At 61.4% G+C, this 13273-nt stretch carries 13 protein-coding genes; 4 read left to right on the forward strand and 9 right to left on the reverse strand.

Annotated features, from left to right (window positions below):
* Positions 1–4 precede the first annotated feature (4 nt).
* The 3 genes from CJ178_RS12565 to CJ178_RS12575 are packed head-to-tail and all read right to left on the reverse strand — an operon-like array spanning position 5 to position 2108.
* The gene (locus tag CJ178_RS12565; protein WP_175393502.1) at positions 5–1228 is read right to left on the reverse strand and encodes an O-succinylhomoserine sulfhydrylase; all 1224 of its coding nucleotides are present in this window, start codon (positions 1226–1228) and stop codon (positions 5–7) included.
* The gene (locus CJ178_RS12570) at positions 1225–1644 is read right to left on the reverse strand and encodes a rhodanese-like domain-containing protein (RefSeq protein ID WP_092803338.1); all 420 of its coding nucleotides are present in this window, start codon (positions 1642–1644) and stop codon (positions 1225–1227) included. The genes CJ178_RS12565 and CJ178_RS12570 overlap by 4 nt, the downstream gene beginning before the upstream one ends.
* Positions 1645–1682: 38 nt before the next feature.
* Positions 1683–2108 carry an Rv0361 family membrane protein gene (locus CJ178_RS12575; protein ID WP_045064066.1) on the reverse strand — a complete coding sequence of 142 codons (426 nt, stop codon included), beginning with the start codon at positions 2106–2108 and terminating at the stop codon, positions 1683–1685.
* Positions 2109–2339: 231 nt separating this feature from the next.
* Between CJ178_RS12575 and CJ178_RS12580 the strand changes: the two genes are divergently transcribed.
* Positions 2340–3734 carry an FAD-dependent oxidoreductase gene (locus CJ178_RS12580; protein ID WP_033235643.1) on the forward strand — a complete coding sequence of 465 codons (1395 nt, stop codon included), beginning with the start codon at positions 2340–2342 and terminating at the stop codon, positions 3732–3734.
* 118 nt (positions 3735–3852) lie between these two features.
* Positions 3853–4635 (forward strand): amidohydrolase family protein, encoded by a 783-nt coding sequence (locus tag CJ178_RS12585; protein WP_045066598.1) that lies wholly within the window; start codon positions 3853–3855, stop codon positions 4633–4635.
* A 7-nt stretch (positions 4636–4642) separates the two neighbouring features.
* Here CJ178_RS12585 and CJ178_RS12590 read toward each other — a convergent pair whose 3' ends face one another.
* The 6 genes from CJ178_RS12590 to CJ178_RS33225 all read right to left on the reverse strand — a co-directional run bounded on the left by CJ178_RS12590 (position 4643) and on the right by CJ178_RS33225 (position 9005).
* A complete protein-coding gene (locus tag CJ178_RS12590; RefSeq protein ID WP_045064067.1) occupies positions 4643–5125 on the reverse strand; it encodes a DUF456 domain-containing protein in 483 nt (160 codons plus the stop codon).
* Positions 5122–6375, reverse strand: coding sequence for a formate-dependent phosphoribosylglycinamide formyltransferase (gene purT, locus CJ178_RS12595; protein ID WP_045066599.1), 1254 nt, complete (start codon positions 6373–6375; stop codon positions 5122–5124). The genes CJ178_RS12590 and purT overlap by 4 nt, the downstream gene beginning before the upstream one ends.
* 62 nt (positions 6376–6437) lie before the next feature.
* On the reverse strand, positions 6438–7868 hold the full coding sequence (locus CJ178_RS12600) for a GGDEF domain-containing protein (protein WP_045064068.1): 1431 nt from the start codon (positions 7866–7868) through the stop codon (positions 6438–6440).
* A gap of 173 nt (positions 7869–8041) precedes the next feature.
* Complete coding sequence (locus tag CJ178_RS33215; RefSeq protein ID WP_257013114.1) at positions 8042–8167, reverse strand: hypothetical protein; 126 nt, start codon at positions 8165–8167, stop codon at positions 8042–8044.
* A gap of 378 nt (positions 8168–8545) precedes the next feature.
* The gene (locus CJ178_RS33220; RefSeq protein WP_255285213.1) at positions 8546–8668 is read right to left on the reverse strand and encodes a hypothetical protein; all 123 of its coding nucleotides are present in this window, start codon (positions 8666–8668) and stop codon (positions 8546–8548) included.
* 214 nt (positions 8669–8882) lie between these two features.
* Positions 8883–9005: a hypothetical protein gene (locus CJ178_RS33225; protein ID WP_255285212.1), complete on the reverse strand. Its 123-nt coding sequence runs from the start codon at positions 9003–9005 to the stop codon at positions 8883–8885.
* A 311-nt stretch (positions 9006–9316) separates the two neighbouring features.
* On the opposite strand from CJ178_RS33225, the gene CJ178_RS12605 reads away from it, so the two are divergent.
* Entirely contained in the window at positions 9317–11050 is a 1734-nt protein-coding gene (locus tag CJ178_RS12605) for an ABC transporter ATP-binding protein (protein ID WP_033235645.1), read from the forward strand.
* A complete protein-coding gene (locus CJ178_RS12610) occupies positions 11047–13212 on the forward strand; it encodes an ABC transporter transmembrane domain-containing protein (protein WP_095886810.1) in 2166 nt (721 codons plus the stop codon). Before CJ178_RS12605 ends, CJ178_RS12610 begins: the two co-directional genes overlap by 4 nt.
* Positions 13213–13273 lie beyond the last annotated feature (61 nt).

Here is a 13273-nt window from a genome sequence, read left to right on the forward strand (position 1 = left end):
ACAACTACCCGAGGGCTCGCTTCAGATCAGCCAACAGATCGACAGTGTCTTCGAGCCCGACGGACAAACGCACCACGCCATCTGTAAGACCCACTGCTGCACGACCTTCCGGACCCATGGCCCGGTGCGTCGTGGTCGCAGGGTGGGTGATCAACGACTTGGAGTCACCCAAGTTGTTGGAGATGTCGATGACGCGCAGGCCGTTGAGAACCTCGAACGCCCGCTTCTTGCCCTCGCCGTCTGGCGCATTGAGTTCGAACGTGACAACTGTTCCGCCGCCGCTCATTTGAGCCTTCGCGAGTTCGTGCTGCGGGTGCGAAGTCAGGTACGGATACTTGACCCACTTGACGCCCGGGTGCGCTTCGAGGAATTCGGCGATCTCGAGGGCCGACGCCACGGAGTGCCGAATACGAACCGGCATGGTCTCGAGGCCCTTGAGCAACGTCCACGCATTGAACGGGCTGAGCGCCGGTCCGGTGTGCCGCATCAGTTCCCGAACGGGACCGCTGATGTACTCCTCGGTTCCGAGGATCGCACCACCGAGGACGCGGCCCTGACCGTCGATGTGCTTGGTGCCGGAGTACACGACGACGTCGGCGCCCAAGTCCAAGCTTCGCTGCAGGAGCGGCGTCGCAAAGACGTTGTCCAGCACTACCTTTGCACCAGCCGCATGCGCGAGTTCGGATACACGTCGTACGTCCACCAAAGATTGCATGGGGTTGGACGGTGTCTCGAAGAATACTGCCGTGGTCGGTACCGACAGCGCTTCTTCCCACTGCGCATTGTCTTCACCGTCGACAAAAACAACCTCGACTCCCCAGCGCGGGAGGATTTCGTTGCATACGACAAAGCAGGAACCGAAGAGGCTGCGAGCAGCGACCAATCGGTCACCGTTGCCCAGCAGTGCGCCCAACGCCGTGAATACGGCGGACATTCCGCTGGCCGTCGCAAAGCACGCCTCTGCGCCTTCGATGAGGCGCAGACGCTCTTCGAACATCTTGACCGTCGGATTGCCGTAGCGGGAGTAGACAAAATGGTCTACTTCGCCGGTAAAGGCTTGTTCGGCGGCTTCTGCACTCTCGTAGACAAATCCGGAGTTGAGGAACAGTGCTTCGGAGGTTTCCTCGAAGCCCGTTCGCATCAATCCGCCGCGGACACCGAGCGTGCCAAGACCTACGTCGTCCGGCAACGCTCGTTGAAATGCGCCGCCCTGGGGAATTCCGCTCACTGCTGCCTCCACGGCAGGCCGACGGCCCGCCAACCTACAACTCCACGATGTCCGTCGGCATCCAAACCGCCTTCGAACCCGTCGAGCACGTTGTACGACGGACCGATGCCCGCCGCTGTCGCGCTTTCTGCGGCCCCGATCGATCGCTGACCGGATCGACACAGGAAGATCACGGGTTTCCCGGAGCCGGGAACAACACCGGATTCCTTCAACTCGTCGACGAAGTTGTCGTTGCGTGCACCGTTGGGGTAGCTCACCCATTCGATCTGCACAGCCGAGTTGCCGAGGGACGTGACGTCGGGGATACCGACGTACTTCCACTCTGCGTCGGTGCGCACGTCGACGAGCACTGCCTCGGGGTTTTCGCGGAGCAGCTCCCAGGCTTGCTCCGGCGTCAGATCGCCTGCGTAACTCACGTTGTCCATGTTTTCACAAGACCGGATTGTGCGGGCGATCAGGTGCAGATATCCCAGCCTTCACCGTCGCGCGTGAGTGTCCAGACCTCGACGCGCTGATCCTGGCCGCCACCGGAGAGCCGAACATCGACAGTCGCGCGGTCGCCGCTGACCACAGATTCGTTGATGCCCTGCATCTCGACGTCACCTTCGGTATCGGCGAGTGGTCCGGTCTCCGGATCGAAGTTTGTGCAGGTAAGGCTCTGGAGCGTCTTGGTGTCGTTCTCGTTGTGAGCTGCGACGTAGTCCGCGACCACACGGCTGATGCGGTCCTCTTCGCTGACGTTTTCCTCAGCCGGGGACATCCAGGACGAAATGAAGATTCCGCCGAGGATCAGCGCGACAATTGCCACTGCCAGGATGAACGGCCCGGCCGATGCTGTCTTGCTTTCGGAATTGCCGGAATCGTCGCGCTGGTCATTCATGAAACCAATACTCCCCCACAAGCTCAGCTTGTGGCCCGTCAAGTAGTGGACCCCTACCGCTTCGAACCGCACTTGCAGGAGAATTGAAAGAAAGAAACGGTTTACCGACGCCCGTTGGGGTGAAAGTGTGAACCGGGTCGAACCGCAAACACTCCACGGTGCTTAGGTTCGGCTAAATTGGATACTTGTCGATACGTTGTCCGAACTTCGAAGAAGGTAGCTGTCTTTACGATGACTGACTCCAACCGCCCACTCCGGGTCGCGATCGTCGGCGCCGGCCCCGCCGGCATCTACGCCGCCGATGCCCTCATGAAGTCCGATACCGCAGTCTCCGGCCGCGGTGTCAGCATCGACCTCTTCGAGCGCATGCCAGCGCCCTTCGGTCTCATCCGCTACGGCGTCGCACCTGATCACCCGCGCATCAAGGGCATCATCACCGCCCTGCACAAGGTCCTCGACAAGCCGCAGGTCCGCCTCCTCGGCAACATCGACTACGGCACCGACATCACCCTCGACGACCTCCAGTCGTTTTACGATGCCGTCATCTTCTCCACCGGCGCCAATGCCGACCGCGCCCTCGGCATCCCGGGCATCGACCTCGACGGCAGCTACGGCGCCGCCGACTTCGTCTCCTGGTACGACGGCCACCCCGACGTCCCCCGCGAATGGCCCCTCACCGCAGAGAAGGTCGCTGTCCTCGGCGTCGGCAACGTCGCCCTCGACATCGCCCGCGTCCTCGCGAAGACCGGCGACGAACTGCTCCCAACGGAGATCCCCGCCAACGTCTACGAGGGCCTCAAGAACAACAAGGCCATCGAGGTTCACGTCTTCGGACGACGCGGCCCCGCGCAGGCCAAGTTCACCCCTCTCGAACTGCGTGAGCTCGACCATTCCCCGACCATCGAGGTCATCGTCGACCCCGAGGACATCGACTACGACGAGGGCTCCGAGCAGGCTCGCCGCAACTCCAAGCAGGTCGACATGGTCGCGAACACACTGCAGGACTGGGCAATCCGCGACGTCGGAAACCGCCCGCACAAGCTGTTCCTGCACTTCTTCGAATCCCCCACCGAGGTTCTCGGTGAAGACGGCAAGGTAGTAGGCCTGCGCACCGAGCGCACCGCACTCGACGGCACCGGCAACGTCAAGGGCACCGGCACCTACAAGGACTGGGATGTTCAGGCCGTGTACCGCGCCGTCGGCTACCTGTCACAGAACGTCACGCAGCTGCCGTTCGACGACCAGGCCGGCACCGTCCCCAACGACGCCGGACGCGTCGTCGCCGACGACACCGCCGAAGGCGCAGCCCGGTTCATGCCGGCCACCTACGTCACCGGCTGGATCAAGCGCGGCCCCGTCGGCCTCATCGGCCACACCAAGGGTGACGCCAACGAAACCGTCGCGAACCTCCTCGAGGACTCGGCCAACTTCACCGGCGCCGCACACCCCGACGAGAACGCCGTCATCGAATTCCTCGAAGGCAAGCAGGTGCCGTACACGACGTGGCAGGGCTGGTACCGCCTCGACGCACACGAGCGCAGCCTCGGTGAACCCGAAGGCCGCGAGCGCATCAAGGTCGTCGAACGCCACGACATGCTGAAAGCCTCGGAGCCCGAGAAGGCATAGCCGCAGGCGTCACAGACAGACCGGCCCGATATGACCGAAATTCGCCACGTAGCGATTCAAGTCACATCGGGCCGGTCTTCTGTTCGAGGTCATATTGACAGCGTGCAAAATGAATGACGTGTTTGACGCCCATGTTCACATCATCGACCCGCGCTTTCCGCTGGTCGAGAATCACGGTTACCTGCCCGAGCCGTTCACCGTCCCCGATTACCGGTCCAGGGTGGCGACTCTCGAGGGGCTGAGTGTGGACGGTGGAGCAGTGGTGACGGCGTCATACCAGGGCACCGATCAGGAGTACCTCAAAACGGCACTCGCGGAACTCGGCCCCGGCTGGGTTGGCGTCACGGCACTCGGTGACGACGTCACCGACAAAGAGATAGTCGACCTCGACGCACTCGGTGTTCGCGCAGTCCGATTCAATCTCCGACGCGGCGCAACAGATCTGCGTCAACTCGCGGACCTGGCAAACCGGGCTTTCGATTTGGCCGGCTGGCACGCCGAGTTCTACGTCGACGCGACACTACTTCTCTCGCTCGAACCAGTTTTCGCGAAACTTCCGGCCGTGTCGATCGACCACCTGGGCATGTCGACGCGCGGCCTGCCGTATCTCCTCAACCTCGTGGACCGCGGAGTCCGAGTCAAAGCCACCGGATTCGGACGCACCACCATCTCCGACGTCGGCGACGTGCTCCGTCAAATCCACGCTGTCAATCCCCAGGCACTGATGTTCGGCACCGACCTGCCAGGCACCCGCGCCCGCCGGGCCTTCGAGATCCACGATCTCGACGTGATCGCCGACGCCGTCGGGGACGATCTTCCGGCGGTGATGGGTGGCAACGCCCGCGCCTGGTATCGGTGTGAACGAGCCAGTGCTCACGCCCGAAATGCTGCTCACTCCTGAAATCTGCTCATACGAAAACGACTGCGCCCAACCAGAGCCCGGCCGCGATCAACGCACCGAACAACTCCACCACCATGGACAACCCCACAGCTTTCACAGCGTGAAGCGTCGATGCCCACGCGATGTTGACGTTGCGCAAGCGCACGAGTTCTGCGACATACGTTCCCACGATGAATCCCAGAAACAGCCCCACCACCGGAACGACAAAAAATCCGATGATGCCGACAAGCCCGCCCACCATGACAGAGCGGTTTGGCACTCCCCCGGCACGCATTCGCTGACCGGGCCACGTGTACTTCACGACGCCCGTGATCACGAGAGCCAGCGCGGCCAGCGCGAACACCGTCCACGCGGTCGCGCCACCGGTCATCAACGCCCACACCAGAATTGCTGCCAAGATGAGCAGCGTTCCCGGAATGATCGGCACAACCACCCCGATCAAGCCGATCAGAATTGCCAGCCCGACAACAACTTCCGCAGCCGGACTCATCCGACGGGGCGAACCTTCGACGCCGCCTCGCGTGCACGGGAGCGAGCCGTCTCGACATCTGCGGCAGTGGAGACGGCAACGCCCATCCGTCGACGCGTGAAACTTTCCGGCTTGCCGAACAACCGAATGTCGGTCTCGGGCACCGCGAGAGCCTCTGCGACGCCGTCGAATCCGATTGCCTGCGCTTCGACGCCGCCGTAGATGACGGCTGAAGCACCAGGTGAGGTGAGCGTCGTGTCGACGGGGAGCCCCAGGATGGCGCGGGCGTGCAATTCGAATTCGGAGAGCCGCTGTGTGCGCAGCGTGACCAGTCCGGTGTCATGTGGACGTGGGCTCACCTCGGAGAAGTACACGTTGTCGCCCTTGACGAACAACTCGACACCGAAGATTCCGCGACCGCCAAGCGCGGACGTGACCTTCTCGGAGACCTCGCGAGCGGCCGCGAGGGCGAGCGCCGACATCTGCTGCGGTTGCCAGGATTCGACGTAATCGCCCGACTGCTGCAGGTGACCGATCGGTTCACAGAACGACGTCTCGACCTCGCCGCCACTGCCCACGGCCCGGACCGTCAATTGTGTTATCTCGTAATCGAAATCGACAAAGCCCTCTACGATGACCCGGCCGTGATTGACGCGCCCACCGGCCATCGCGTAATCCCACGCTGACTCGAGTTCGTCGGCAGTGCGCACTGTCGACTGCCCTTTGCCGGAGGACGACATGACGGGCTTGATCACGCACGGAAATCCGGTGAGTTCGGTGGCAGCCCGAACCTCGTCGAGTGAATTCGCGAATGCATACGGCGAGGTGGGCAAGCCCAGTTCCTCGGCTGCAAGCCGCCGGATACCTTCGCGGTTCATGGTCAGCTGTGTTGCCCTGGCCGTCGGAATGACTACGGTCTCACCCCGCGCTTCGACGACGGCCAGCGCGTCGGTCGCGATTGCCTCGATCTCGGGCACCACAAAATGCGGCTTCTCCAGTTCGATCACGGCCAGCAGTGCATCGGGATCGGTCATGTCGACGGTGTGAGCCCGGTGCGCAACCTGGTGCCCGGGTGCGTCCGGGTACCGATCCACTGCAATAACCTCGACGCCCAATCGCTGCAACGCGATGACAACTTCCTTGCCCAGTTCACCCGATCCCAACATCATCACTCTGATCGCGTTCTCGGCGAGCGGAGTGCCGAATCGGAGTGGAAGCGAGGAAGGGTCCGAGGGCGCCGAAAGGTCCGACGGCGTTGAATCAGGCTGCATGGCTGCGACTATATGCCAATCCCGATGCAGGTCAGCGTGTCCAGAGGACGCGATGGCGGAACTCACGCGGTTCTGGTGATCCGCTCAGACACGACGCCACTCACGATGTCACTAACGTTCTGGGCTTTCACGACATTTCGGCCTGCATGCTTGGCTTCGTACAGGGCTGCGTCGGCGGCGACCATCAGCGACGCCAAGGTGGGTGTCGCGTCATCTGTCCAAGCGAGTCCGATACTGACGGTGCTGTCATGCCCGGATCGTGCCGAGTCGTGGACCTGAGCATGTCGGATCTCTTCGGCGACTTCGGTCGCACGGGCGAAACTGGAACCGGTGAGCAAGACCGCGAACTCCTCACCGCCGAGTCGACCGACCAGATCGGTATCGGAGACGCGTTCTGCCATCCGGGCACCGAAATCGGCGAGAACACTGTCGCCGACCATGTGCCCGTATGTGTCGTTGACGGCTTTGAAGTGGTCGAGATCGAGCATCAGCAATCCGATAGGCAACGCCGTCTGCGTTGCCTGTTGGAGTCGTTCTTCGGCCTGACGCAGGAAAGGCCCGCGCGAGAGGACTCCGGTGAGAGAGTCGTATTCGACTGCGCGGAACAGCTCACGCTCGGCAGCCCGACGCTCCTGCGTCGCACACGCCACAGCGATGGGGCCCAACGCAACCAGAGTGACCGCTATCGACGTGATCACCGCCTCGTTCACGTTTGCGCCACTCTGTTCCCCGAGAGCCAGCCTGCCGGCGTCGGCCATCATGAGCGACCACACCGACCACACTGCCGAAACCAACGCAGTACTCGGAACCGAAATCCGGGTAGCGCACCACAACAGCGCGGGGATGGGCAGGAGAAGGGCAATCGGCCCCTCGATGCTGAGCGCGATCGGCATGCAGGCGGCGGTAGCGAGCAACGGGACTGTCATGGCGAGAACTGCCCGTACAGTCGTCTTGCTGCGGATCTCCGCAATGCTGGACGGAATGGTCATGGACAGAATCAGAGGTAACACCAGCAGATAAGCCATGAACTCCGTACTGCCCCAGTGAACAAGCGTGTCGGCAAACGACTCACCTCGAAAGACCCAATCCATCAGCCCAGCTGTTGCCGCGGTAGCGCAGGCACTGAGTCCGGCGACGACAACCATCCACATCAGAGACGTTGAATCGACCAAGCGGAACGGGGTGCGTTTGAGGTAGTCGAGCAGCAACACACCAACGGTGACCCCGACCAGGTTTGCACCGTTCAACTGAATTGCCATCGAGAGCGTGTTGCCGGTCAGCAGATCAGCGCTCACATAAGCGACGGCGGCGGCAATCCACGTGGGCCACTCGATCAGAATCGGCCACCGCACCATCATTCCCAGCAACAACGCATTGGCGCACCAGAACGTGGCGAGCAGTCCGGGCGGCCGCGTGAGAATTCCGATGAGCGCGGCAAGCAGGACAACGACAAAGACAACCAGCAGCCGCGTTACTCGGCCCATCCTTGTCATTCGTCACCTCACCGTCGCTCCAGAAAAGGCGTATCGGGCGACTGCCAAATCTTATCGTCACGTTCAGACCACATTGCCCTCTGACCGATGACGCGGTCAGAGGGCTATGCGAAGTGACCGACCATCACAGTACCGAGGACTCGGCACTTGATAGGTCTTGTTGGCGGTTGGTCTTATTCAGCAGATCCGCTGGATCCCGAGGATCCCGAGTCGCCCTCGAGCGAAGAGGTGTCTACCGACTTGAGGAAAACGCCGAGTGCTGTGAGCAGAGGTCCGAGTGCGCTGAGTGATCCGAACATAGGAGTTCTCCTGGTGCGTAGAGGTGATGTGAAATGTTCAGCGACGTTTCGGCCGCAGGCGGTGACCGAACAGTCTGGGAACTCATGCCACAGGGGTGAAATATGCGGTCGCCCCCCTGCGACATCCCGTGCTGTGATGCAGCGCACTAATTAGCGCTGACAGCATTTATAGACCGCAGAAACGTACTTGTCTAGCTACCGTGTGGCTACTACCAAAGACTCGAAGTAACACCTGTCGTCAAAACTGCAGATCAAGACGGTAATTCAATGTCAATTAGAGTACAAATTGTGATGTGCATCACAGCAGAAATGCAGAAAGTGCGACTCGCAGTCAATTGCGAGCCACACTTTCGGGCAAACAGGACTTACTTCTCAGACCTACTTCTCAGCGGCCGAGCCGGTTCCCGGAGTGAGCGAGCCGCCGCCGATGGCCGTGAGCAAGTCCTTGAGAACCGGGAAAAGGTTCTTGATAACGGCGCTGAATTCTTCTTGCGAACCCATGTCGGTTCCTCTTTTCTCAGAAATGCAGTTGATGAATCGGAAAGGCTGGAGAAATTACTCGGCAGCCGAACCGGTCGAACCCGAAGAATCTGCCGATCCGGCGTTCAGCTTGGTTACCAAAGCGAGAACGCTTTTGAGGAAGGCGTCGAGATTCTGGATCGAGGTCATGTGACTACTCCTGTGTCGTTACGAAAGATTGCCGTGCGCGCGAACGTCAGGAGTTCGAGCTGGCGGAATCGAGGCCCTGGATGGTCTTGAGCATGTTCACCAGTGGAAGGAGCTTGAGCAGACTCCAGCCCATACCGTTTGCCTCGAGAAGGTTTTCGACCGAACCCATAACTGAACTCCTTGCGTGAGATGTATGACGTGGCGCACGTTTGGTCCGCCGAGAGCCTTTGTAGTCAGGAGAAATACATACGTCCAGTTTGTTTAAGGACAAAGACTCGCGTGACAGTTCGTGGTGATCTGTAAAGCCCCAGATCAAGACATGTGACTCGAACTCAACTTCAAATTCAAATGTGATCGACATCACAATCGATTGCGACAAAAGGCCACAAAGGTAAGAGTCGGTGCCCGCTCCGACCGCGATCTGTCATACCGTGTGCATGTGATCAATCCTGAACGCGTGGCAACCAGATCGGGATCGCCGTGTTAGCAAAACTGCTCAAGGCGTACCTGCCGCCGTACCGCTGGTTGCTCGCAGGAGTATTGGCGCTGCAACTTTTCGGTGCCATTGCGTCGCTGATCCTGCCGACCCTGAATGCCCGAATCATCGACGACGGCGTCGCCCGCGGTGATACCGGATTCATCATGTCGACCGGCGGAATCATGCTGATGGTCTCGTTGGCGTCGATCATCGCCTCGGTCGCGTCGACGTATCTGGCGGCAAAGTCCTCGATGGGATTCGGTCACGACGTCCGGGCCGCCGTCTACAAGGCCGTCGGCAGTTTCTCCGACCGTGAATTCTCCGGTTTCGGCGCCCCGACACTGATCACCAGAAATACCAACGACGTCCTCCAGATCCAGACGCTGGTGATGTTGACGTCGTCGATGCTCGTCAGCGCACCACTCATGTGCATCGGCGGCATAGTCATGGCGCTACGCGAGAATCTGCAGATGTCGTGGCTCCTGACCATTTCGGTGCCACTACTCGGCATCACCGTCGCAGTGGTCGTCGCCCGCCTCATTCCGCACTTCCGGACCATGCAGGCCCGCATCGACAAGATCAACCGCGCACTGCGTGAACAGCTCACCGGTATGCGCGTGATTCGCGCGTTCGTTCGCGAACCCGACGAAACCATGCGCTTCGATCAGGCCAACAAGGAACTTGCGGACACGGCCCTGCTCATCGGTCGATACCAAGCCGTTCTCCTGCCGACGGTCATGCTGATCGCGAACCTGACCGGCGTTGCGGTCATGTGGTTCGGTGCCCACCTCGTGAACACCGGTGACATGCAGATCGGTCAGATCAGCGCGTTCCTCGCGTACGTCATGCAAATTCTGATGTCCGTCGTGATGGCAACAATGTTGGCCGTCGTGATTCCACGGGCCGCCGTCTGCGCCGACCGCATCACCGAAGTGATCGACACGAAGCCATCGGTCCCGGCACCGTCCCAACCGCTGCGCCCCACCAACCCTTACGGCGTCGTGGAGTTCGGCGGAGCCGGATTCAGCTACCCCGGTGCCGAGACTCCGGTTCTGAGCGGTGTGACGATGCGCTGTCTACCTGGGACCGTCACTGCGATCGTCGGCAGCACCGGCAGCGGAAAATCCACCCTCGTCTCCCTCATCCCCCGGCTCTTCGACGTCACAGCCGGCGCGGTTCTGATCGACGGGCTCGACGTCCGCGGCTGGGATCAGGACGAACTGTTCACCAACTTCGGGTACGTCCCACAAAAGACCTACCTGTTCGCCGGCACGGTCGCCACCAACATCCGGTACGGAAATCCGTCAGCCACCGACGACGACATCTGGGCTGCACTCGCCGTCGCGCAAGCCGACGGCTTCGTCCGGGAACTTCCGCAGGGCCTGGAATCCCCGATAGCGCAAGGTGGATCGAATCTCTCCGGTGGCCAGCGGCAGCGCCTGGCCATCGCCCGAGCCGTCGTCCGCCGACCGCGGATCTACATTTTCGACGATTCCTTCTCCGCCCTGGACATGCACACCGACGCGGCCGTTCGCGCAGCGCTGCGCGCGATTACGACGAACAGCACCGTCATCGTCGTCGCGCAACGCGTGTCTTCGATCATCGACGCCGACCAGATCATGGTCCTCGAGGACGGCGCTCCCGTCGGACTCGGCGACCACAACTTCCTGCTGGCCAACTGCCCGACGTACCAAGAGATCGTGGCCTCCCAGATTCCCGCGGAGATGAGCGCATGACCATTCCGCAAGGCCCAAATTTCGGTCCGGGCAATCGTCAGTATTTCGACGACGCTCCTACCGTCGTATTTGCCAAGATCCCCGCGGAGCCGGACACAGCGCCGCCTGCCGAACCTGCGCCACAGTACGGTCAGCCCCTGTACGGTCCACCCCAGTACGGTCCGCCCCAGGACGATCCGCAACAATCCGGACCACCGCCTGTCGAACCGCCACCCGGCGACGAGCCCAAGCCCGATGCCCCGGCGCCGAAGCCCGCGTCCACCACACCGGCGACCAAACCCAAGCAGTTCAAAGCCACGATGAAACGGCTGTTGGGCCTGTTGAAGCCGCACAAGATCGCGGTATTCGTCGTGGTGCTCTCCACGATCGGCAGTATCTCGCTCTCCGTCGCGGTACCCAAGATCCTTGGTCACGTCACCGACCTCATCTTCGCCGGATTCATCGGCAAGAGTTTGCCGGCCGGCATCAGCCGTGACGAGGCCGCGGAAGCTATTCGTGCATCCGGTAATTCGACGTTCGCCGACCTGGTTCAGAACTCTGCCGACGTCGTCCCTGGCGTCGGGCTGAACTTCGACGCCATCGGCAAGGTCATCCTCATCGCCATCGGTGTGTACGTGATGGCGTCGCTGCTCGCCTGGGTGGAAGCGTTCCTGCTCAACATCATCGTGCAGAAAACGATCTACAAGTTGCGTGCGGAGGTCGAAGCGAAGATTCACCGACTTCCGTTGCCGTACTTCGACAGGACGCCTCGCGGTGAAGTTCTCAGCCGCGTCACCAACGACATCGACAACGTCTCGTCGACCCTGTCCCAAACTCTGACGTCACTGCTGACCTCGGTGCTGACGGTCGTCGGCGTCCTCACCATGATGTTCGTCATCTCGCCGATGCTCTCACTGATCGCACTCATCGCCGTTCCCGTGTCGGTCGTGTTGGTTGCCCGTGTCGCCAAGCGCGCGCAGGTTCTGTTCAAAGCGCAATGGGAAGAAACCGGCAAGATCAACGCGCAGATCGAAGAGACCTACAGCGGTCGCGATCTGGTGCGCGTCTACGGGCATCAGATCGAGGCCGAGCGCGAATTCGCGGTACAGAACAAGAAACTTCTCGACGCATCGTTCGGCGCACAGTTCCTGTCCAGCCTGATCATGCCCGTCATGAACTTCGTCGGAAACATCACCTACGTACTGCTCGCAGTGGTGGGTGCCCTGAAGGTGGCCAGCGGCAACATGTCCCTCGGCGACGTCCAGGCGTTCATCGTCTACTCCCGCCAGTTCAGCTCACCGCTCACCCAGATCGCCTCGATGTCGTCGAGTCTGCAGTCCGGGGCCGCGTCGGCGGAACGCGTCTTCGAACTGCTCGACGAACCCGAGCAGACTCCGGACATCGCGAACCCCGTCCTCCCCGAGCAGGCCGGCCGTCACCGCACCGTCGGCACCGTCGTGTTCGAGAACGTCTCGTTCCGGTACGACAAGGACGTCCCGCTCATCGAGAACGTCAACCTCACTGCCGAGTCCGGACAGACCGTCGCCATCGTCGGTCCTACCGGCGCAGGCAAGACCACGTTGGTGAACCTAATCATGAGGTTCTACGAAGTCGACTCGGGCCGGATCACCATCGACGACGTCGACATCGCACACATGCGGCGCGCCGACCTCCGCTCGCACGTCGGCATGGTCCTGCAGGACACGTGGTTGTTCGGCGGCACCATCCGCGAAAACATCGCATACGGACGCATCGGTGCCAGCGAAGCCGAGATCCAAGCGGCAGCCCGGGCGGCGTTCGCGGACCGCTTCATCCACACCCTGCCCGACGGCTACGACACCGTGCTCGACGAGGAAGCGTCCAATATCAGTTCGGGCGAGAAGCAGCTCATCACCATCGCCCGCGCCTTCCTGTCCGAGCCGTCGCTGCTGATTCTCGACGAGGCGACCAGCTCGGTCGACACTCGCACGGAACAGCTTGTCCAGCACGCAATGTCGGCACTGCGAGCCGGTCGCACGAGCTTCATCATCGCGCACCGTCTGTCCACGATTCGCAATGCGGATCTGATCGTGGTCATGGAGGCCGGCCAGATCGTCGAGCAAGGCACACACGATCAACTCATCGCCCACGGCGGAGCGTACTTCCGCCTCTACAACGCTCAGTTCGAAGGCGCCGCCGTCTAGTGACCGACGCCTCCCTGCGTAGACACCGTGCCCCGGAGCACACCTGATCGATCCGACAGGT

This window comes from Rhodococcus sp. ACPA4, assembly GCF_002300185.1.
Taxonomy (GTDB): Bacteria; Actinomycetota; Actinomycetes; order Mycobacteriales; family Mycobacteriaceae; genus Rhodococcus_F; species Rhodococcus_F globerula.